Source organism: Streptomyces sp. DSM 106670 (genome assembly GCF_055792845.1).
On record NZ_CM147704.1, the window covers coordinates 4,512,441 to 4,532,029 of the forward strand.

General features: G+C 71.9%; 19 protein-coding genes. 12 read left to right on the forward strand and 7 right to left on the reverse strand.

The window, feature by feature from the left end; genetic code table 11:
* Nucleotides 1-22: 22 nt before the first annotated feature.
* From ACSMXR_RS19890 to ACSMXR_RS19900, 3 genes are read right to left on the reverse strand one after another with little or no spacing between them, the layout of a single operon-like run.
* On the reverse strand, nucleotides 23-682 hold the full coding sequence (locus tag ACSMXR_RS19890; protein ID WP_137235611.1) for a response regulator: 660 nt from the start codon (nucleotides 680-682) through the stop codon (nucleotides 23-25).
* Nucleotides 679-1,938: a sensor histidine kinase gene (locus ACSMXR_RS19895; RefSeq protein ID WP_473169558.1), complete on the reverse strand. Its 1,260-nt coding sequence runs from the start codon at nucleotides 1,936-1,938 to the stop codon at nucleotides 679-681. Before ACSMXR_RS19895 ends, ACSMXR_RS19890 begins: the two co-directional genes overlap by 4 nt.
* Nucleotides 1,917-2,927 (reverse strand): hypothetical protein, encoded by a 1,011-nt coding sequence (locus tag ACSMXR_RS19900; protein WP_473169559.1) that lies wholly within the window; start codon nucleotides 2,925-2,927, stop codon nucleotides 1,917-1,919. The genes ACSMXR_RS19895 and ACSMXR_RS19900 overlap by 22 nt, the downstream gene beginning before the upstream one ends.
* Nucleotides 2,928-3,214: 287 nt before the next feature.
* On the opposite strand from ACSMXR_RS19900, the gene ACSMXR_RS19905 reads away from it, so the two are divergent.
* The 3 genes from ACSMXR_RS19905 to ACSMXR_RS19915 all read left to right on the forward strand — a co-directional run bounded on the left by ACSMXR_RS19905 (nucleotide 3,215) and on the right by ACSMXR_RS19915 (nucleotide 7,002).
* The gene (locus tag ACSMXR_RS19905) at nucleotides 3,215-4,312 is read left to right on the forward strand and encodes a methyltransferase (protein ID WP_137235614.1); all 1,098 of its coding nucleotides are present in this window, start codon (nucleotides 3,215-3,217) and stop codon (nucleotides 4,310-4,312) included.
* Nucleotides 4,313-4,322: 10 nt separating this feature from the next.
* On the forward strand, nucleotides 4,323-6,281 hold the full coding sequence (locus ACSMXR_RS19910) for an ABC1 kinase family protein (protein WP_137235615.1): 1,959 nt from the start codon (nucleotides 4,323-4,325) through the stop codon (nucleotides 6,279-6,281).
* 94 nt (nucleotides 6,282-6,375) lie between these two features.
* Complete coding sequence (locus ACSMXR_RS19915) at nucleotides 6,376-7,002, forward strand: PadR family transcriptional regulator (RefSeq protein ID WP_473169560.1); 627 nt, start codon at nucleotides 6,376-6,378, stop codon at nucleotides 7,000-7,002.
* Nucleotides 7,003-7,138: 136 nt separating this feature from the next.
* On the opposite strand, the gene ACSMXR_RS19920 is transcribed toward ACSMXR_RS19915, so the two are convergent.
* Entirely contained in the window at nucleotides 7,139-9,319 is a 2,181-nt protein-coding gene (locus ACSMXR_RS19920; RefSeq protein WP_218525401.1) for an MMPL family transporter, read from the reverse strand.
* A 270-nt stretch (nucleotides 9,320-9,589) separates the two neighbouring features.
* Here ACSMXR_RS19920 and ACSMXR_RS19925 point away from each other — a divergent pair, with 270 nt between their 5' ends.
* The 8 genes from ACSMXR_RS19925 to ACSMXR_RS19960 all read left to right on the forward strand — a co-directional run bounded on the left by ACSMXR_RS19925 (nucleotide 9,590) and on the right by ACSMXR_RS19960 (nucleotide 15,956).
* A complete protein-coding gene (locus tag ACSMXR_RS19925) occupies nucleotides 9,590-10,633 on the forward strand; it encodes a polyprenyl synthetase family protein (protein ID WP_473169561.1) in 1,044 nt (347 codons plus the stop codon).
* A 35-nt stretch (nucleotides 10,634-10,668) separates the two neighbouring features.
* Entirely contained in the window at nucleotides 10,669-12,216 is a 1,548-nt protein-coding gene (locus tag ACSMXR_RS19930; RefSeq protein WP_473169562.1) for an acyl-CoA carboxylase subunit beta, read from the forward strand.
* Nucleotides 12,213-12,419, forward strand: coding sequence for an acyl-CoA carboxylase epsilon subunit (locus ACSMXR_RS19935; RefSeq protein WP_137235702.1), 207 nt, complete (start codon nucleotides 12,213-12,215; stop codon nucleotides 12,417-12,419). Before ACSMXR_RS19930 ends, ACSMXR_RS19935 begins: the two co-directional genes overlap by 4 nt.
* A 210-nt stretch (nucleotides 12,420-12,629) precedes the next feature.
* Nucleotides 12,630-13,289, forward strand: coding sequence for a DsbA family oxidoreductase (locus ACSMXR_RS19940; RefSeq protein WP_473169563.1), 660 nt, complete (start codon nucleotides 12,630-12,632; stop codon nucleotides 13,287-13,289).
* Nucleotide 13,290: 1 nt separating this feature from the next.
* The gene (locus ACSMXR_RS19945) at nucleotides 13,291-14,448 is read left to right on the forward strand and encodes an NADH:flavin oxidoreductase (protein ID WP_473169564.1); all 1,158 of its coding nucleotides are present in this window, start codon (nucleotides 13,291-13,293) and stop codon (nucleotides 14,446-14,448) included.
* A 126-nt stretch (nucleotides 14,449-14,574) separates the two neighbouring features.
* A complete protein-coding gene (locus tag ACSMXR_RS19950; protein WP_137235706.1) occupies nucleotides 14,575-15,054 on the forward strand; it encodes a nucleoside deaminase in 480 nt (159 codons plus the stop codon).
* A gap of 68 nt (nucleotides 15,055-15,122) precedes the next feature.
* Complete coding sequence (locus tag ACSMXR_RS19955) at nucleotides 15,123-15,443, forward strand: DMT family transporter (RefSeq protein WP_030075961.1); 321 nt, start codon at nucleotides 15,123-15,125, stop codon at nucleotides 15,441-15,443.
* Between the two features lie 96 nt (nucleotides 15,444-15,539).
* Nucleotides 15,540-15,956, forward strand: coding sequence for a DMT family transporter (locus ACSMXR_RS19960; protein WP_137235707.1), 417 nt, complete (start codon nucleotides 15,540-15,542; stop codon nucleotides 15,954-15,956).
* A 113-nt stretch (nucleotides 15,957-16,069) separates the two neighbouring features.
* On the opposite strand, the gene ACSMXR_RS19965 is transcribed toward ACSMXR_RS19960, so the two are convergent.
* The 3 genes from ACSMXR_RS19965 to ACSMXR_RS19975 all read right to left on the reverse strand — a co-directional run bounded on the left by ACSMXR_RS19965 (nucleotide 16,070) and on the right by ACSMXR_RS19975 (nucleotide 18,421).
* Complete coding sequence (locus ACSMXR_RS19965) at nucleotides 16,070-16,837, reverse strand: SDR family NAD(P)-dependent oxidoreductase (RefSeq protein WP_473172411.1); 768 nt, start codon at nucleotides 16,835-16,837, stop codon at nucleotides 16,070-16,072.
* Nucleotides 16,837-17,556 (reverse strand): HAD family phosphatase, encoded by a 720-nt coding sequence (locus ACSMXR_RS19970; RefSeq protein WP_218525394.1) that lies wholly within the window; start codon nucleotides 17,554-17,556, stop codon nucleotides 16,837-16,839. The genes ACSMXR_RS19965 and ACSMXR_RS19970 overlap by 1 nt, the downstream gene beginning before the upstream one ends.
* Before the next feature lie 157 nt (nucleotides 17,557-17,713).
* On the reverse strand, nucleotides 17,714-18,421 hold the full coding sequence (locus tag ACSMXR_RS19975) for a ScbR family autoregulator-binding transcription factor (RefSeq protein ID WP_240806138.1): 708 nt from the start codon (nucleotides 18,419-18,421) through the stop codon (nucleotides 17,714-17,716).
* 242 nt (nucleotides 18,422-18,663) lie between these two features.
* Between ACSMXR_RS19975 and ACSMXR_RS19980 the strand changes: the two genes are divergently transcribed.
* Nucleotides 18,664-19,587, forward strand: coding sequence for a ScbA/BarX family gamma-butyrolactone biosynthesis protein (locus ACSMXR_RS19980; RefSeq protein WP_473169565.1), 924 nt, complete (start codon nucleotides 18,664-18,666; stop codon nucleotides 19,585-19,587).
* Nucleotides 19,588-19,589: the final 2 nt, after the last annotated feature.

Sequence of the window (19,589 nt, forward strand, 5' to 3'; positions counted from 1 at the left end):
GGGGAAGGCTCTTCGGCAGGCTCTAGCGCCCCGGACGGACCAGCCGCTGTTCGTAGGCGAAGATCACCACCTGCACGCGGTCGCGCATGCCCAGCTTCGCCAGCAGCCGTCCGACGTGCGTCTTCACCGTGCCCTCGGACAGATGCAGTTCCTTGCCGATGGCGGCGTTCGACGCGCCGCGCGCGATGAGCAGCAGGACCTCGCGCTCGCGGGCGGTGAGCTCGGCCAGCGGGTCAGGTCCCTCGCTGCGCTGCGGCAGATCCGGCGCGACCTCGTCGAGCAGCCGCCGGGTGGTGGTCGGCGAGATGACCGCGTCGCCGCGCTGCACGGTGCGGATCGCGGAGAGCAGGTCCTCGGCCGGCGCGTCCTTGACCAGGAAGCCGCTGGCTCCGGCCTGGAGCGCGGCGAACGCGTGCTCGTCGACGTCGAAGGTGGTGAGCACGACGACCTTCGGGGCGTCCTCGCGCGCCAGCAGCCTGCGCGTCGCCTCCACGCCGTCCATGCGCGGCATCCGGACGTCCATCAGCACGATGTCGGCGGAGGTCACGGCCAGCTTCTCCAGCGCCTCCGCGCCGTCGCCCGCCTCGCCGACCACCGTCATGTCGTCCTGCGCCTCGACGACCATGACGAAGCCGGCCCGCACCATCTCCTGGTCGTCGACGAGGAACACCCGGATCGTCATACGCGCTCCTGCCCGCCGTTCTCCTGGGCGGCGCTCTCCCGCTCGCCGTGTTCCGGTCCGGTGGAGCCCGCCGCGCCGCGGACCGGCAGCCGCGCGCTGACCAGGAAGCCGCCGCCCGGGGCCGGACCGGTGTGCACGGTGCCGCCGGCCACCGCGGCACGCTCGCGCATGCCGACCAGTCCGTGTCCGGCTCCGTCGCCGGGCCCCGGCCCCGTGCCGTCGTCGCGCACCTGGATCTCCACCCCGTAGTCCGACCAGTCGAACCGTATCCCGCAACGGGCGCCGGGACCGGCGTGTTTGAGAGTGTTGGTCAGGGCTTCCTGCACGAGCCGGTACGCGGCCAGCTCCGCCGCCGGCGTCAGCCCGCCGGGCTCGCCGGTCTCGGTGAAGTCGACGGTCAGCCCCGACTCGCGGACGCGGCGCAGGAGTTCCGGCACCTGCGCCAGGTCCGGCTGCGGTCCGAAGCCGTCGCCGTGGTCGCCGTCGCGGAGCATGCCGAGCAGACCGCGCATGTCCGTGAGCGCCTGCCGGCCCGCCTCCTCGACGGTGGCCAGCACCTCGGCGGCGCGCTCCGGCCTGGCGCGCGCCGCGTACCGGCCGCCCTGCGCCTGGCTCACGATGACGGACAGCGAGTGCGCCACCAGATCGTGCATCTCCCGCGCGATCCTGGCCCGTTCGTCGCGTGCCGCCCGCGCGGCGCGCTCCTCGCGCTCCGCCTCGGCGCGCACCGCGCGGTGCTCCAGCTCACCGACGTACGCCAGTTGGAAGCGGCGGAACAGGCCGAGGCTGAACGCGACCAGCACGATCGCCAGCAGGAAGCCGAAGAGGAAGGCCGGCGGCAACTGCACGGTGGTGGTCAGCGCGGACCGCAGGGTGACCGCCGCCGCACCGGCCGCGCCGACCAGCACGGAGGCCAGCGGCGCGCGCCCCGGACCGTGCGCGCAGTACGCGTACAGCGCCAGCGGAAACGCCATCAGGGACGGCAGCAGCGGAAACTCACCGGGCAGGACCACGGCCTGGACGGCGCAGGCCACCGTCGTCACGGTGAACGAGGCGGTGGCCGCCGACCGCCGCCAGGCCCCGGCCGCGTGGCCGACGAGCACCGCGGGCGCCAGCAGCAGAGCCCAGGCCCCCGGCAGCGCGAGCGCCAGCAGGAGCAGCGTCCAGCCGCCGACCGGCAGCGCGACGGCCAGGGTGATCAGGACGTCGGGCCGCTCCGGTCGCGGCAGCCGGTTCAGTGGCCGCACTGCGCGCACACGGACCGGGTACGGCGCTGGTAGTCGCGGGTCGCGCCGAGCAGCGCCGCGCCGAACAGCGACCAGCCGCCGTACACCGCGAGGATGACCCAGGAGTTGGCGCTGCCCGCGTCGAACGGCAGCTCGGGCCCGCCGAGCAGATGGTTGATCGCGGCGAACACCGGGATGAGTCCCTGGAGCAGCAGCGCCGCAGACAGGCCCCAGCCGCAGGCGACCAGCAGCATCCGGGGCACGGTCCGCCGGGCCAGGAACGGCACCCACGACGGATAGATCAGGCCCCACGAGCTCACCAGGGCCAGTGAGAGCACTCCGCCGCCGACCAGCAGCATGGTTTCCATGACCGGGAATCCCTCGGGATAGTCGTCCGGACGGCCGATGCCGCCGCCCGCCCACCAGTAATACTTCACCGCCGGGTAGACGAAGGCCAGGGCGAACGCCGCGTATCCGAGCCACGGCGAGGACTTCTCGCGCTCGCCCGGCAGCAGCCCGCAGCGGTCGCAGCCGGTTCCGGTGCGGCGCTGGAAGGCGAGCGTGGAGCGGGCCAGCAGCACCGTGGCCGCGAAGGCGACGGCACGGCTGAGGAAGCCGGGCCAGTCGACGATCGCGAAGTCGCCGGCCGGGATGCCGGTGACCCGGAAGAACGCGCGGAAGCCGTCGAAGACGATCCCGACGGCCGACCAGAGCAGCAGGACGGTGCCGGTCCAGCCGAGGACCAGGACCGCGGTGCGCGCCGCGCCGTGCGCCGTGGAGCGCGCGGCGGAGGCCAGGACGGCGACGACGCCGACCGCCGCCCCGGCCCACAGCGCCCAGGACGGCACGATGCCGAGCGACCTGATGTAGTCCGCCGCCCCCGGCAGGTGCGGCTCGGCGGCCGCGGCGGCCAGCGCGGCCAGCAGCGTCACCAGCACCGGCCACGGTCTGACCGGCCGGACGGCCGCGGCCGCCGCGGGGGCGGGCTTCTCGGTCAGCGGAACGACGCCTTCAGGCATCTCGGACTCCTCTCACTGCGGTACCGCGGCCGGATGCTTCGCGCCGCGCGGTACCTCCACCGTGGCAGCCGGGGACCGGCCGCCGCGTCTGCCTCAGGTCGTGCGCCGATGTGACCTGCGGATGATGCCGGAGCGGCCGGTCCTCTCCGTAAGGTCTTTGCCGGTAGCGGCAACACGTCCGGCCACGGCCTTCGCCGTCATTAGCGTGCGGACGGTCAACCTCACGCGGCTCGCGGGCTCTTCGGAGCCGAGGCGGCCACGGCCCATCAGCGGCAAGGAGCCGATCCATGTCCCGACCGACCGATCAGGCCGACGCGGCCACCGACGGCAACGGCGCCTACGCGGCTCCGGCGCACGACCCCGTCGCCGAGCGGTTCATGGCGATGTCCGACGTCATCACGCCGAACGCCGTCCGCGTCGCCGCGACGCTCGGCATCGCCGATCTCGTACGCGAAGGAGTGGACCGGCTCGACGACCTCGCGGCCCGTACCTCCACCGACCGCGAGGCGCTCGGCGAGATGATGCGGCACCTGACCGTGCAGGGCCTGTTCGACCAGCCGGAGCCCGGCGTCTACGCGCCGACCGAGCTGTCCCGCTGGATCGAGAGCGACCATCCGGTCGGCATGCGCGAGTTCCTCGACCTGGACTCGCCGATGGGCCGGCCGCAGCGCGCCTTCGCCGGCCTGCTCCACAGCATCCGCACCGGCGGCCCCGCCTACGCCGAGATCTACGGCAGGACGTACTGGGAGGACCTGGACGCCCGGCCGGATCTGAGCCGCGCCTTCAACGCCAAGATGGCCAAGCAGGTCTCGGAGATCGCCGCGGACGTCGCCAAGACGTACGACTGGAGCGGCGTCGGCCATGTCGTGGACGTCGGCGGCGGCACCGGCACGCTGCTGGCCGAGGTGCTGGCCGCGCATCCGTCGCTCCGCGCGACGCTGGTGGACCTGCCGGCCGCCTCCGGCGGGGCCGGCCGGCTGCTGGCCGAGGCGGGCGTCGCCGACCGGTGCGAGATCGTGGCGGGCAGCTTCTTCGAGCCGCTTCCGGCCGGTGCGGACGTCTATCTCCTCTCCACGATCCTGCACGACTGGAGCGACGAGGCCTCGCGCGCGATCCTGCGCCGCTGCGCCGAGGCGGCGGGCGAGCACGGCCGGGTGCTGGTCGTGGAGCATCTGATCCAGCCGGAGATCCGGCAGGGCATCGCGACCCTGAACCTGATCCTGCTGACCACGCTCGGCGGCCGGGAACGCTCGCTGGAGGAGTACGCCGAGCTCGCGGACGCCGCGGACCTGAGAGTGCTGCGGACGCTGCCGCTGCCTTCCGGCCGGTCGGCCGTGGAGCTGGGGGCCGTCCTGCCGATCACCGCCGAGCACGACACCCCCTAGCGCGCCGGCCATGAACGATCTCGTCTTCGCCCTGGCCGGAACCGTCGGCGTCGTGACGCTGGCCATCGGCATGGCGGTCGGCGCGCGGCGGCTGCTCGGTCTGCGCGTCGGCACGCTCCGGATGGTGCTGGCCTCCCTGGTCGGCTTCGCCACCGCCGTGGTCTTCGGCAACCATGTGCAGCCGCCGCTGGAGCGCGGAGCGCTCGCCACCGTCATGGTCGGCATCTCGGTGCTGGTGACGATGGCGTTCCTGGTCCTGGCGGACGTCGTGATGTCGGACCGGTCGCGGCCGGTGGCCTGGACGCGCCGGCTGCACCGCCGCATCATGCGGGTCCACCGGTACGCGCAGATCGGCGTGATCCTGGCCCGGCACGGCCTCGCGCCGTTCCTGCGCCGCAAGGACCGCACCGGCAAGGACCGGGGCGGCGCGGCGGGCCGGCTCGGCTCGCCGCGGCTGGCCCGGTCGCTGCGGCTGGCCATCGAGGAGGGCGGGGTCACCTTCGTCAAGCTCGGCCAGCTGATGTCCACCCGGCCGGACGCGATACCGAGCGAGTTCACCGAGGAGCTGAGCAAGCTCCAGTGCAAGGTCGCGCCCGCGCCCTGGCCGGAGGTCAGGCGGGTGCTGGAGGACGAGCTGGGCGGGCTGGTGGACAGCGAGTTCGCCGAGTTCGACCCGGAGCCGCTGGCCGCCGGATCGGTCGCCCAGGTGCACCGGGCGCGGCTGACCTCCGGCACCTCCGTGGTGATCAAGATCCAGCGGCCGGGCATCCACCACATCGTGGAGCGGGACCTGGACATCATGGGCCGGATCGCCGTCACGCTGGAGGAACGCGCCGACTGGGCCCGGTCGATCGGCGCGGTCGCGCTGGCCGAGGGGTTCGCCACGGCGCTCCGCGAGGAGCTGGACTTCCAGGTCGAGCTGCGCAACATGAGCGCGATCGGCGCGGCGGCGGCCGAGGCGGGCACCGCGGTGTGCGTCCCGGAGCAGTTCCACCGGCTGTGCACCAAGCGCGTGCTGGTGCTGGAGCATCTGGAAGGGACCCCGATCGGCGAGGCCGGTCCGCGCGTCGAACGGTCCGGACTGGACCGCGAGGAGCTCGCCGGTGTCCTGCTGGACTGCATGATGCGCCAGGTCATGATCCACGGCGTCTTCCACTGCGATCCGCACCCGGGGAACATCCTGCTGCTGGACGACGGCCGCCTCGCACTCCTCGACTTCGGCGTGGTCGGCCGGCTGGACGCCAAGGCCAGGTCCGCGCTGCGCGCCCTGCTGCTGGCGGTCAAGCGCGGCGACCGGGCGGCGCTGTGCGACGCGCTGCTCGATCTGGTCATCCGCCACGACGATCTCGACGAACAGGCGCTGGAGCGTGAACTCGGCGATTTCGTCTCGCTGTTCCTCACCGCCGGCACCACTCCGGACCTGGAGATGTTCGCCGGTCTGTTCCGGGTGATCGCCGGCCATGGACTGTCCGTGCCGCCGCAGGTCGCCGGACTGTTCCGGATGCTCGCCACGCTGCACGGCACGCTGATGGGCCTCGCGCCGTCCTTCGACATCGTGACCGAGTCGCGGGAGCTGGTGGCCGGTTACTACACCGAGCGGTTCCAGCCGGCCGCGCTGCGCGCCACCGCCGGGGAGAACGTCCTCAGCATGATGGCGATGCTGAGCAAGGTGCCGCGCCGCCTGGACCGCATCACCGGCGCGCTGGAGGAGGGCCGGCTCGGTGTGACCGTACGGCTCGGAGCCCGCGAGCGGGACCGCAGGCTGGTCACCGGGCTGGTCCACCTGTCGCTGATCACGGTGCTGGCCGCCGCCTTCGGAATCATGGGCGTGCTGCTGCTCGGCACGGACAGCGGTCCGCTGATCACGCCGACGCTCGGTCTGCTCGACGTCTTCGGCTACAACCTGCTGGTCGTCAGCTCGGTGCTCGGCCTGCGCGTACTCGTCCGGGTGTTCCGCGGCGAACCGTGAGGAACCTCGGCGGAAGAGAAGCGATTCACCGAACCGCACCGCACCACGGCAACACACCACCGAACCGCACCACCGAACCGACTGGAGGCGTGTCATGAAGGCGAAGTCGACCTACCGCAAGCGCTGGGGAGTACCCGGCGGACCCGATCTGCTCGACCAGGTGCCGGACCTCCTGGACCAGGTTCCCGACCTGCTGGACCGGATTCCCGGCTGGGTCGACGCGATGACGGCCAACGGGCTGCGCGACACGGTCCTGCGAATCCTGTCCGGCGGTCCGCGCAGCGGCGCGGAGCTGATCGAGGAGATCGGCACCCTCCCGGGCCGTCCGCGGATCACCGCCGAGCAGCTGTATCCGCTGCTGGACCAGCTCACCGACGAGAACCTGGTGACGGCCGGCACGAAGGACCGGCCGCGCGCCTACGCGCTCACGGAGGAAGGCCGCGAGGCCGCCGCGCGACGCGGCGGCTCCGGAGCCTTCGGGCCTTTCGGCTCCTTCGACCCCTTCGCGTCCGGCGGTTCCGCGGGCTCCGCAGGTTCATCCGGCTCCTCCGACTCCTCCGGCGCCCGCCCCGGCGAGGCGCACCGGCTGCTCGGCGATGTGCTGATGGCCGCCGGACGCCTGGAGTGGTCGGGCGACGCCCGCCGCCGTGAGCAGGCGGCGGCGGTGCTGGCCGAGGCGCGCCGCGAGCTGTACCGGCTGCTCGCCGACGAGGAGTGCTGACCGCCGCGGTGGTACGCACCCGCTGACGGCGACCACGCGGACGACGGAGCGGCCGGACCCGGGCCCGAAGCCCGGTGTCCGGCCGCTCCTTCACGTCCGGGTCCGTGGCCCGTACGCGTTCCTGGGAACGGGCGCGTCAGCCCGTCACATCGGCCGGCTTCCGCTCGTCCGCGCTGCCGTCCGCCGCGTCCGTGCCGTCCGGACCGTTCTCCTCGGTACGCGCGGCGTCGGCGCGGCCGCCGGGCCACCAGGCGCTGCGGCCGAACAGCGCGGTGAGCGCCGGAACGAGCAGCATCGCCATCACGAACGCGGTGAGCAGGATGCCGAACGCCACGGCGAAGCCCATCTGTTGCAGCATGGTGTTCTCCGCCAGCAGCAGCACGCCGAACGTGCCGGCCAGGATCACCGCGGCGGCGGTGATCGTGGACGCGGTGCTCACGACGGCGCGCGCGGTGGCCTCGGCCGGACTGCTGCCGCGCCGGATCTCCTCGCGCAGCCTGGCGATCATGAGGATGTTGTAGTCGGTGCCGATCGCCACGACGAACAGATAGAGGATCACCGGCAGCGTGAAGAGCAGACCGCTCTCGCCGCGCACGTCCTGGAAGAGCCAGACGGTGGAGCCGAGCGTCGCGCCGAAGCCGAGGCCGACCGCCAGCATCAGGTACCACGGAGCCACCACGCTGCGCAGCAGCAGACCGAGGATGATCATGATGGCGAGTCCGGCCGCCGGGAACACCAGCGTGTAGTCGCGGTTGACCGCGTGCTGCACATCGGCGAGCACCGCGCTGGTGCCGCCGACCAGCGCCTCGGTGCCGTCCGGGGCCTTGTCGTGGGCGAGATCGCGCAGCGGCCCGGCGACCAGGTCGATGGCCGCGTCACCGGTCGGCCGGTGGTCGATCAGCACCGAGAGCTGTGCGACGTCCCCGGCCGGGGCGAGCACCGCCGGAGGCGCGCTGCCGACGCCGTCCAGCGCCGCCAGCTCCTTCCCGTACGCCTCCAGCGCCGCCGGGTCCAGCTTGCCGCCGTCCTCGGAACGCACCACGATCCACACCGGGTCGGTCTGGCCGGACGGGAAGCTGTGCTGGAGGTCCTCCATCGCCTTGACCGACTCCAGCTCCTTCGGCAGCGAACTGCCGGTGTCGAAGACCGGGTTGAAGCCGAGCGCGCCGATGGCGAGCACCGCGAGCAGACCGCCGGAGGCGGCGGCCACCAGACCGGGCCTGCGGCCGGTCAGCGCGCCGACGCGCTCGGAGATCCGGTGCTGGGGCTGCTTCCGCCAGGCCTTGGACGGCCAGAACGCCTTCGTGCCGAGCAGGGAGAACACCGCGGGCACCAGCGTCAGCGCGGCGAGCAGCGTGACCGCGACCGCGATGGCCAGCGCGGGGCCCATCGCGCGGAACATGCCGAGCGTGGAGAGCAGCAGCGCCAGGAAGGCGACGATGACCGCTCCGGCGGCGGAGGCGATCGTCTCGCCGACCTTGCCGACCGCGTCCGCCATGGCCTGCTTCGGCTCCTGGCCGGAACGCAGGTGTTCGCGGTAGCGGAAGAGCAGGAACAGCAGATAGTCCGTGCCGACGCCGAACAGCACCACGATCAGGATGGACGAGATCGAGGCGTCGGTCTTCAGCCCGCCGAGGTCGGAGACGGTGGCGATCAGCCCGTTGGCCACCATGAAGACCAGCGAGATGATCAGCAGCGGCAGCAGCGCGATGAGCGGACTGCGGAAGATGGCGAGCAGCAGCACCACGATGAGCACCATCGTGGCCATCATGATCATGGCGTCGGTGTTGCCGGAGGACTTCATCGTGTCCACACCGGTGGCCGTCTGACCGGTGACGCCCATGGTCAGCTCGGTGGATTTCAGCAACGGCACGGCGATCTCGCGCAGTTCCTCGACGGAGGCCATCAGATCCGCGTCGTACGGATCCTTCGTGGTGGCCATGACCGCCGCCAGCGCGAGCTTCCCGTCGGCCGAGACCGACTGCTCGTCGGTGGAGATCTGCTTGACCTTCTTCAGCCCGGCGCCGTCCAGCCCGGCGACGACCTTCCGCAGGTCCTGCCGGTCCTCCGGTGTCAGCGCCGCCTTGTCGCCGCGCTGGAAGACGGCGATGGACGCCGGCTGTTCCTGTTGCGGGAAGGCGCGCTTCTGCACCTCGCCGACCTGCACCGACTCATAGTGCGACGGCAGGAAGTCCGCCTGGTCGCCGGTCGGTTTCAGCTGCGGTGCGAGGGACATCAGGGCGACCGCCGCGATGATCCAGGCGACGATCGTCAGCCAGGGATGCCGGACGGCGGACTGCCCGATCCTTCCGAACATGGGACTCCTCCAGGGGGGTCTTTCGAGAGCCACCGATTGTCGGCACGGCCGGTTCCCCGCTCCGGCACTTCGGCCGGAATGTGGCAGCAACCTGCCGCTCGTTCGGACCGTGCCGTCCGGTGCGGCGCGTCCGCGTACGGCTGGCAGGAAGAGGTCAGCGACATTGCCCGCCGTGCGGCGGGCGGCCGATTCTCGAACCGCTGCCGCCGTCGGCGGACGTGACGGCTGCCGACGCGTCACCCAACCGCCGGGAAGAGGACGAGGACATTGATGGTCACGGCCCCGCCCGGAAACGAACTCCTGGCCCATGTCGCCGCGCAGGACCCGCTGTTCCGTCGCCGGACGGCCCAGCAGCTGCTGGCCGTCGAGAAGCGTCTGCTGGACGTGGCGGCCGACTCCCCGGACCCTCGCGTCGCCGAGCTCACGGTCCATCTCGCCGCGTCCGGCGGCAAGCGGCTGCGGCCGCTGCTGGTGCTGCTCGGGGCGGAGTTCGGCGAGGAGTGGCGCGACGGAGTCGTCGACGCCGCCGTGATCGCCGAACTCGTCCACATCTCCTCGCTGTACCACGACGACGTGATGGACGGTGCGACGCTGCGGCACGGCGTGGCCAGCACCAACGCACGGTGGGGCGAGCGGATGGCGGTGGCCGGCGGCAACTGGCTGCTGGCGCGCGCCGCACGGCTGGCGGCCGGACTCGGCCCGGACATGGTGCGCTTCAACGCGGACGTCGCGGCGGTGCTGGTGGACGGCCAGCTCCGTGAGCTGACCGGTCCGGGCGAGGGCGAGGACCCGGTCCAGCACTTCTTCCGGGTCACCTCCGGCAAGACCGCGGCGCTGCTGGCGATGTCGCTCGGAGCCGGTGCGCTCCAGGCCGGTGCGCCGGCCGGACAGCGGAGCGCGCTCATGGAGTACGGACACCAGCTCGGCATCGCCTTCCAGATATCCGACGACCTCCTCGACCTGGTCGCACCGGCCGCGCGGACCGGCAAGGAGCAGGGCAAGGACCTGGCTGCCGGAGTGCCGAGCCTGCCGGTCCTGCTGGCCCTCTCCGACACCGGACCGGCCGGAGCCGAGCTGCGCGGACTGCTGGAGACCGGACCGCTGGACGACGAGGTACGCAGGCGGCGCGCGCTGGAGCTCTTCCGGTCCTCCTCCGCGCCCGCGGCCGCGGAGGAACACCTCCAGGAGCGCCTGCGGCTGGCCAGGGCCGCGCTGTGCCGGCTGCCGGCCGGCGCGCCCCGCCGCGCGCTGGACGCGCTGTGCGCCTACGTCGGCGCCCGCGCGTCCACGGCCGCCGGGCCGGCTGGATGCTGACCCGACCGCAGGACAGGACGAGGAGGAGACCGGCCATGGAGCAGCAGGCGCTCACCGAACTCGCCGTGATCCGCGCCGAAGCACTGCGCGGACCGAGTGAGCGGGCGACCGAGGCGCAGCACGCCAAGGGGAAGCTGACCGCCCGCGAGCGCATCGAGCTGCTGCTGGACGCGGGTTCGTTCAAGGAGGTCGAGCAGCTGCGTCGGCACCGGGCGACGGGGTTCGGTCTGGAGGCGAAGAAGCCGTACACGGATGGTGTGATCACCGGTTGGGGCACGGTCGAGGGCCGCACGGTGTTCGTCTACGCGCACGATTTCCGGATCTTCGGCGGGGCGCTGGGTGAGGCGCACGCCACGAAGATCCACAAGATCATGGACATGGCCATCTCGGCGGGTGCGCCGCTGGTGTCGTTGAACGACGGTGCGGGCGCCCGTATCCAGGAGGGTGTCAGCGCGCTCGCGGGTTACGGCGGCATCTTCCAGCGCAACACCCGGGCCTCCGGTGTGATCCCGCAGATCAGCGTGATGCTCGGCCCGTGCGCGGGCGGCGCGGCCTACTCCCCGGCGCTCACCGACTTCGTGTTCATGGTCCGGGAGACCTCGCAGATGTTCATCACCGGACCGGACGTCGTGAAGGCGGTCACCGGTGAGGAGATCACCCAGAACGGCCTCGGCGGCGCGGATGTGCACGCCGAGACCTCGGGCGTCGCGCACTTCGCGTACGACGACGAGGAGACGTGCATCGCGGAGGTCCGGTACCTCATCGGGATGCTGCCCTCCAACAACCGTGAGAACCCGCCGACCGCCCCGAGCGACGACCCGGCCGACCGCCGCAGCGACATCCTCCTCGACCTGGTCCCGGCGGACGGGAACCGTCCGTACGACATGCACAAGGTGATCGAGGAGCTCGTCGACGACGGCGACTACCTGGAGATCCACGAGCGCTGGGCCCGCAACATCATCTGCGCGATGGCCCGCCTCGACGGCCAGGTCGTCGGCATCGTCGCCAGTCAACCCCTCGCCCTGGCCGGCGTCCTGGACATCAACGCGGCGGAGAAGGCCGCACGGTTCGTCCAACTCTGCGACGCGTTCAACATCCCGCTGGTGACGCTGGTCGACGTGCCGGGCTTCCTGCCGGGCGTCGACCAGGAGCACGGCGGCATCATCCGCCACGGAGCCAAACTCCTCTACGCCTACTGCAACGCCACCGTGCCCAGGATCTCGCTCATCCTCCGCAAGGCCTACGGAGGCGCGTACATCGTCATGGACAGCCAGTCCATCGGAGCCGACCTCACCTACGCCTGGCCCACCAACGAGATCGCGGTCATGGGCGCCGAGGGCGCGGCCAACGTCATCTTCCGCCGCCAGATCGCGGACGCCGAGGACCCCGAGGCCATGCGCACCCGCATGGTCAAGGAGTACAAGGCCGAGCTGATGCACCCCTACTACGCGGCCGAGCGCGGCCTCGTCGACGACGTCATCGACCCCGCCGAAACCCGCGAAGTCCTCATCGCCTCGCTCGCCATGCTCCGCCGCAAACACGCCGACCTGCCGTCGCGCAAGCACGGCAACCAGCCGGCATGAGCGCCGCCACAGGCCCGGCCGCCTCCTCGCTCCGGGTGGTCCACGGCTCGCCGACTCCGGAGGAGCTGGCGGCGCTCGCGGCGGTCCTGGCCGTGGTCCGCCATCCGGTGGAGCCGAGCACGGAGACCGCTCCGGAACGGGCCGCCTGGCGCAGGGCGGAGGCCCCGGCCTCCTCGGCGGTCTCCTGGCGGACCGGCAGCTGAAGAGCGCCCGCACGAACGGAGGCAGCGCGCGCACGGGTGTTGGCCGTCAGCACGCTCAAGTGGACCGCCTTGACGCCCTGTCGATGGAGGGCGACAGCCACGCTTGACATCAAAGTGCATGATCGTGCAACCTTTTGAGCGTCCGTCAACTCCTGCCGCGCTGTCGGGGGATGTTGTTGCTTGCGCGATCAATGACCTGGAGGTCTGCGCATGGCTGATCCCGTGAAGATCAAGATCTGGTCCGACTACGTCTGCCCCTTCTGCATGCTGGCCGAAGGCCCCCTCGAAGAGGCGATCGACGACGTCGGCGCGGAGGTGGAGGTCGAGTGGATGCCGTTCGAGCTGCGGCCCCACCCCCAGTCCACCCTGCGGCCGGAGGACGACTACCTGCCCGACATCTGGAAGCGCGCCGTCTACCCCATGGCCCGCCGCCTGGGCGTCGACATCACGCTCCCCGACGTATCGCCGCAGCCGTACACCGCCCTCGCCTTCGAGGGGTACCAGTACGCGGCCGAGCACGGCCTGGGCACCGCCTACACCCGGCGGATGTTCCGCGCCTTCTTCCAGGAGAGCCAGGACCTGGGGCGGACCGACGTCCTCGTGACGCTGGCCGGCGAGATCGGCCTGGACGAGGCGGGGTTCCGGGCCGCGCTGGCGGACGGCACCTATCGCGCCCGGCACCAGGAGGCCCTGCGGGAGGCGGCGGCCCACCGGGTGCAGGCCGTGCCCACCATGCTCATCGGCGACACCCGGATCGAAGGCGTCCCGCGCCCCGCCCAGTTGCGCAAGGCGATCCTGGACGCCCAGGCGCGGCAGGCGGAGGACGCCGTCGTCTACGGCGCCGCCTGCGGTATCGACGGGAGCTGCTGAGTTGCCCGGCACCGCCGCCGGTCCGTCCGGCACCGCCGCCGGTCCGTCCGGCGCCTCCACCGGGTTGCCCGGCGTCCATCCCGCCCTCGCCGCCTGCCGGTTCGCGGGTCTCGAACTGTGCAACAGATTCGCCGTCGCCCCCATGACCCGGGTCTCCGCGACCGAGGACGGCCGGGCCACGCCGGAGATGGCCGAGTACTACGCGGCCTTCGCCGAGGGCGGCTTCGGACTCCTCATCACCGAAGGCACCTACACCGACCGGGCCTTCAGCCAGGGCTATCTGTTCCAGCCCGGCATCACGGACGAGGCGCAGGCCGCCGCCTGGCGGCCGGTGGTCGAGCGGGCGCACGCCGCCGGGGCGCGGATCGTCCTGCAGCTGATGCACGCCGGGGCCCTCGCGCAGGGCAACCGGTTCCGCGACCGGGCCGCGGGCCCGTCGGCGGTGCGGCCGCTGGGCGAGCAACTGGCCAAGTACCGTGGCGGCGGCCGCTGGCCCGTGCCGATGGAGATGACCCGCCGGCAGATCACCGAGGCCGTCGAAGGCTTCGCGACCGCCGCGCTCCGCGCCCGCGACGTCGGCTTCGACGGGGTGGAGATCCACGCGGCCAACGGCTATCTGCTCGACCAGTTCCTCACCCCGTACACCAATGTGCGCACCGACGAGTACGGCGGTGACGTCGAGGAACGCCTGCGGCTGGTACGGGAGGTGACGGCCGCGGTGAGAGCCGCGACCGGGCCCGGCTTCACGGTCGGTGTCCGGCTCTCCCAGGGGAAGATCAACGACCCCGCGTGGCAGTGGCCGGGAGGCGACGCCGAGGCGCGCACCGTCTTCACGGCGGCCGCTGCCGCCGGGGCCGGCTATCTGCATCTCGCGGGCAGCGGACGGGACCGGTTCCCGGAGGGGTGGACGCTTCCCGCGCTCGCCCGGACGGTCACCGGGCTCCCCGTGATCGCCAACGGCGGGCTGCACCGGGACGAGGTGGCACGCCGCGTCCTGGACGAGCGGCATGCCGACCTCCTGGCGATCGGGACGGCCGCGCTGGCCAACCCCGACCTGCCGCGCAGAGTGGCGGCGGGTACGGCCCGGGCGGCGTTCGACCCCCGGGTGCTGGAGCCGCTGGCGACCCTGGGCAACGCCCGGGCGCACGCACACGCTTGACAGTTTTTAGATGCACATGCAAGATTAGTTCTGCGAGCGAGGCCCTCGGTGGCCACGTGCGGACATCTTTCTCTTGCATGTGCAGGCAAATGAACGCTACAGGGCAACTCGGGAGACGAACCGCTCATGGCCCCACACGAAAGCGAACTGATCGGCTACGCCCACGAAGCGATCCGGCTCAGCGGTGAGCATGTCGCGCAGGGCGGAATCCCCTTCTCCGGCGTGGTCGTGGCCGGCGGGCGGATCCTCGGAACCGGCTTCAACCGGGTCCGCGAGGACAACGACCCGACCGCCCACGCCGAGGTGGTCGCCCTCCGGGAGGCCACCACCCGGCACGGGATCCGCTCCGTGGCCGGAGCCACCCTGATCGCCTCCGGTGAACCCTGCGCCCTCTGCTATCTGGCGGCGCGGTACGCCGGCATCGGCCACATCGTGCACGCCGCCGACCGCAGGACCGCCGCCCGGTACGGCTTCGACTACACGAGCACGTACACCCTCTTCGCCGAGGATCCGGCGGACTGGCCCATCAAGGTCACCGCGCTCCAACTCCCCGAAGCCGAGCAGCCGTTCCAGGACTTCCTCACCCTGAGCCGCGCCGCGCGCTAGCGCTCCGGTTCCGTACCGCCCCTTCACCCCGCCCACCCCCTCTCATCCACCGCACGGAAGGACCCGCCATGCACTGGCTCTACCTCGCCATCGCCGTCGCCTTCGAGATCACGGTCGCCATCGCCGCCGGAAAGGCCGAGGGCTTCAAGAACCGCAAGTGGACGACCATCACGCTGCTCAGCGGCGCCGCCGCGACCTTCTTCCTCAGCAAGGCGCTGCTGACTTTCGACGTCGGCGTCGGCTACGCCCTGTGGACGTCCGTCGCCGGTGTCGGCATCACCGTCCTCGGCGCGCTGTTCTTCGGCCAGCGTCTGAACGTGAACAAGGCGATCGGCATCCTCCTCGTCATCGGCGGTGTCGTCGGCCTGCAGCTGAGCGGTTCCGCCTGAGCCCGGAGCGCGACCCCCGGGCCCCGCACGCGGCGCACCGCCGCACTCCGGCCCCGTAACCACCTGACGACACCCCTGAGAGAGGACCCACCTCCCATGTCCAACGCAGCCAAGAGCTCCACCAACGCCTGGCTCTCGCTCCTTCTCGCCGGAGTCTTCGAGATCGGGTACGCGCTCGCCGTCGGCGGCAGCGAAGGCTTCACCGTCCTGACCTGGTCCCTGGTCGCCGTGGTGTTCTTCCTGCTCACCCTCTACGCACTGAGCCTCGCCCTCCGCACGATCGACGTGAGCATCGGGTACGCCGTCTGGGCGGGCATCGGCGCGGTCGGCGCCGCGGTTCTCGGCCCGCTCTTCTTCGACGAGACCCTCACCCTGGCCAAGGGCGCCTGGCTGGCCGTCATCATCGTCGGGGTCATCTGGCTCAAGCTCGCCGACCGTACGAAGCCCGAGGCGGCCGCCCCGGCCCAGGAGTCCGGGCAGCTCGCGGGCGAGCCGAGCGCGGTCCGGGTCTGACCCGGCGCGGCTTTGGTCCGGCGTTTCGCCGGCAGCACGCCCCAGGCGCCTCCTGCCCTCACCGTCAAGGGCAGCGGGCGCCTGGGGCGTTGGGCGTGCGGTGGGTCCGGCGCTCACTTCGCGGTGCGTCCGCCGTCCACCGCGAGGGCGGATCCGGTGGTGAACGAGGAGGCGTCCGAGCAGAGCCAGGCCGCGGCGCGGGCGATCTCGGTCGGATCGGCGAGGCGCTGCTGGATCGCCTTGGAGCCGAAGCCGGCGCGCACGGTGGGGCCGGTCGCGAGGACGCCGTCCATCATCTCCGTGTCGGTGCTGCCCACCACGAGGGCGTTGACGCGGATGCCGTGCTCGCCGTACTCGGCGGCCGCCGCCCTGGTCAGTCCGATCACCGCGTGCTTGGCGGCCACATAGGGCGCCGAAGCGGCGGTCGCGCGGACGCCCGCGACGCTGGAGGTGTTGACGACCGAGCCGGCGCCGGCCGGCAGCATGGCGGGGATCTGGGCGCGCAGACAGTTCCACACACCGCGCAGATTGACGTCCATGGTGCGGTCGAAGACATCGTCGGGCAGCTCGTGCAGGACCGTTCCGGCGCTGGCGTAACCGGCGTTGTTGAACGCGCAGTCGAGCCTGCCGAACCGGTCGACCGCCGTGGCGACCGCATGGTCCATGTCCGCCGGGACGGTGACATCGCCCGGTACGGCCACGGCCCGGCCGCCGTCCTTCCTGATCCGCTCGGCGACCTCCTCGACCAGGCCGGCCCGGCGCGCCACGAGCACGACGGCGGCTCCTTCGTCGGCGAAGTGCCGGGCCGCCGCCGCGCCGATCCCGCTGGAGGCGCCGGTGATCAGCGCCACCTTGCCGGGCAGCAGCGGTCCGCCCGGCATCACGCGTACGTCCCCTGCCCGGCGGTGGCCAGGGGGGTGCTCCACAGGCTCCCCGCGACCGCCTCCCGGTCGATCCGGCGCACCAGATCGTCGTCGAGTTCGTCGAGGCCGCCGATCAGGTGGCGTACGCCCGACTCCCGCATGAGCGCGCGCTGGTGGCTGTGGACGAAGTCGGAGGGGCGGCCGACGAAGGCGGTGCCGAGCTCGCGGGCCGCGTCGGCGACCCGGGCGACGTCGTCGACGAAGAGGGCCTGGGCGGGGCGGAGCCCGAACACGTCCTCGGTGATCTCCCGGACGCCGGGGCGGACGTCGTTGGTGCAGACGTAGCCGGGGCCGTCGAACAGCTCGGCGCAGTGGCCCAGATGCCGGTCGAAGTGGTCCTTGCCGAGGCCGCCGTAGCAGACGGTGAGCAGGCCCGCGGCCCGCAGCCGCAGGAGCAGGTCGCGGGTGCCGGGCGTGACCGTGACCGGGTGGCGGTCGAGGTGGGCGGCGCGGTCCTCGAAGTAGGCGGCGAGCGCTTCCTCGCCCGTCATGTCGCCGCCGACGGCGGCCGAGAGCAGCCGGCCGGCGATGTGCTGCGGCTGGGAGAATATGGATCTTTCCAGCTCGGCGGAGTACGTACCGCCTCTGCTGACGATGAAGTGGTGGATGACCGGACTGAAGGTGTCGTTGAGCAGGACACCGTCGATGTTCAGGGCGGCCAGGCGCAGGGAAAGCATGCGGCTCCGTAGGAATCGTCGACAACGGACGGGGCGGGCAGGGCAGTCGGGGCGGGCTGGGCGTGCTGTACGAGCTGTGCGGTCAGGGCGGGCTGTTCGGGGCCGAGCCGGCCGGCGAGGGGGAGCCGGCCGGTTCGGGTGATCCGGGCGGTTCCGGTCAACCGGGCTGTTCGGGAGCCTCGGCCGGTGCGGGCGCGTCGGCCCGTTCCGGTGTTCCGGTCCGTTCCGGTGTGCCGGGCATCAGCGAGATGCCCCGGGCCGGGGTCGCGTCGGCGCGGATGATCACGGACGGGACCGCGATGCCCGGGAGGAGCAGGTTCCACATCTGCTGGGTGCGCTCGGGCAGGTCCTTGCGGCCGCTGATGACGTTGGAGTACATCTGCATTCCGGTACAGGCGGCGACCACGAACTCCGCGACCACGACCGGATCGATGCCCGGCTGGAGCTCGCCCTCCTCCCGTGCCTCGTGCAGACAGCCGGTCATGATCCCGCGGAAGTTGTCGTACGGGTCGGCGTTCAACGAGCCGCCCATGGCGGCCTGTTCGTTCGTCAGCCGGACGCCGGCCCGGAGCAGCGGGTCACGCTGGAGCTGCCACGACCACACGAGGGTGAGGTCGATGAGCCGCTGCAGACCACCGGCGGCGATCAGCGGGACCAGGGTCTCCGGCTGGCTGTTCATCACCGCCCTGGCCAGGTCCTCCTTGGAGCCGAAGTGGAAATAGAGCGCTCCCGCCGTCACGCCGGCGCGCTTCAGGATGCGGGTGATGCTGGCCCCCGCGTAGCCGAACTCGTCGAAGACCTCCGCGGCCGCGTGCAGGAGTACGCGGCGGGTCTGTTCCGCCCGCTCCTGTTTCAGTTGCGCCATATCTCTCACCTTCCAAAAAGAATGCTCCTTACGTTACCTGAGTCGACTGCGGCCGAGGCAAGTCCATTTTGTGGTGGTTGAGTTGCGTATGGAGGTCAATCATCCGCCAAACAAAGGAAGACGCCACAGCCCCTTGACGCGAGAAAACAGAAGGATCATTATTTTTGAGCCGGGTACACGGAGTCGTCCGCACACATCGCTGCGTAGTCACCCGCAACAGCTAACGATCTTGGGGGGCCAAGTTGTCTGTTTCTGTACTGAGCCGTGCATTCCCGCCGGTCCAGCAGTCGCAGGTGCACCAGTGGCAGGTGCACAAGCTTCGGAGTGAGGAAGTCCTGCTCACGGCGTGGGCCGAGCAGTCGCCCGGGCGCTATGTGCTCACGGGGCGCTGGCCCCGGGGGCACGCCTTCTACCGGCCGACGCGGGGGGCGTACGACCCGATGCTGCTCGCCGAGAGCGTGCGCCAGACGGTGCCGCTGCTGTCCCACGCCGTGCACGACGTGCCGCGCGCGTACAAACAGGCGTGGGAGCACTTCAGCTTCTCGGTCGACCCGCTGGCCTCGCTGGTGACCACCGTGGACGAGGAGGTACGCCTGGTGGTGACCTGCTCGGACGTGGTCCGCCGCGGCAGCAGGTTCGCCGGGATGACGATGGACATCGACGTCCACCTGGGGGAGCGGCTGATGGGCAGCGCGCACACCCGGTTCAACAACCAGCCCGCGGCCGTGTACCGGCGGCTGCGCGGGAGTTACGCCGATGCCGACGCCGCCCTCGCGAGCTGCCTGCCGGCCGGTCCGCCCGTGGATCCGCACCGGGTGGACCGCGCGTCCCCGCACGACGTGGTGCTCTCCCCGGTGGTGGGCGGCAGGCCCGGGCGGTGGATGCTGCGGGTGGACCCCACGCACCCGGTGCTGTTCGACCACGCCGTCGATCACGCGCCCGGAATGCTCCTGCTCGAAGCCGCCCGGCAGGCGGCGCACGCCGTCGGCGGCGGCTCCTCGACCGTCTTCGGGATGAGGACGCACTTCGCCCGGTACGTCGAGCTGGACGCCCCGGCCGTCGTCGTGGCCGGTGAGCCGGTCCCCGACGGCACGGGCCGGCGCCGCGTGGACGTGTCGGTCGAGCAGCACGGCGTCCGGGTCTTCACCTCCGAGGTGACCGTCTAGGC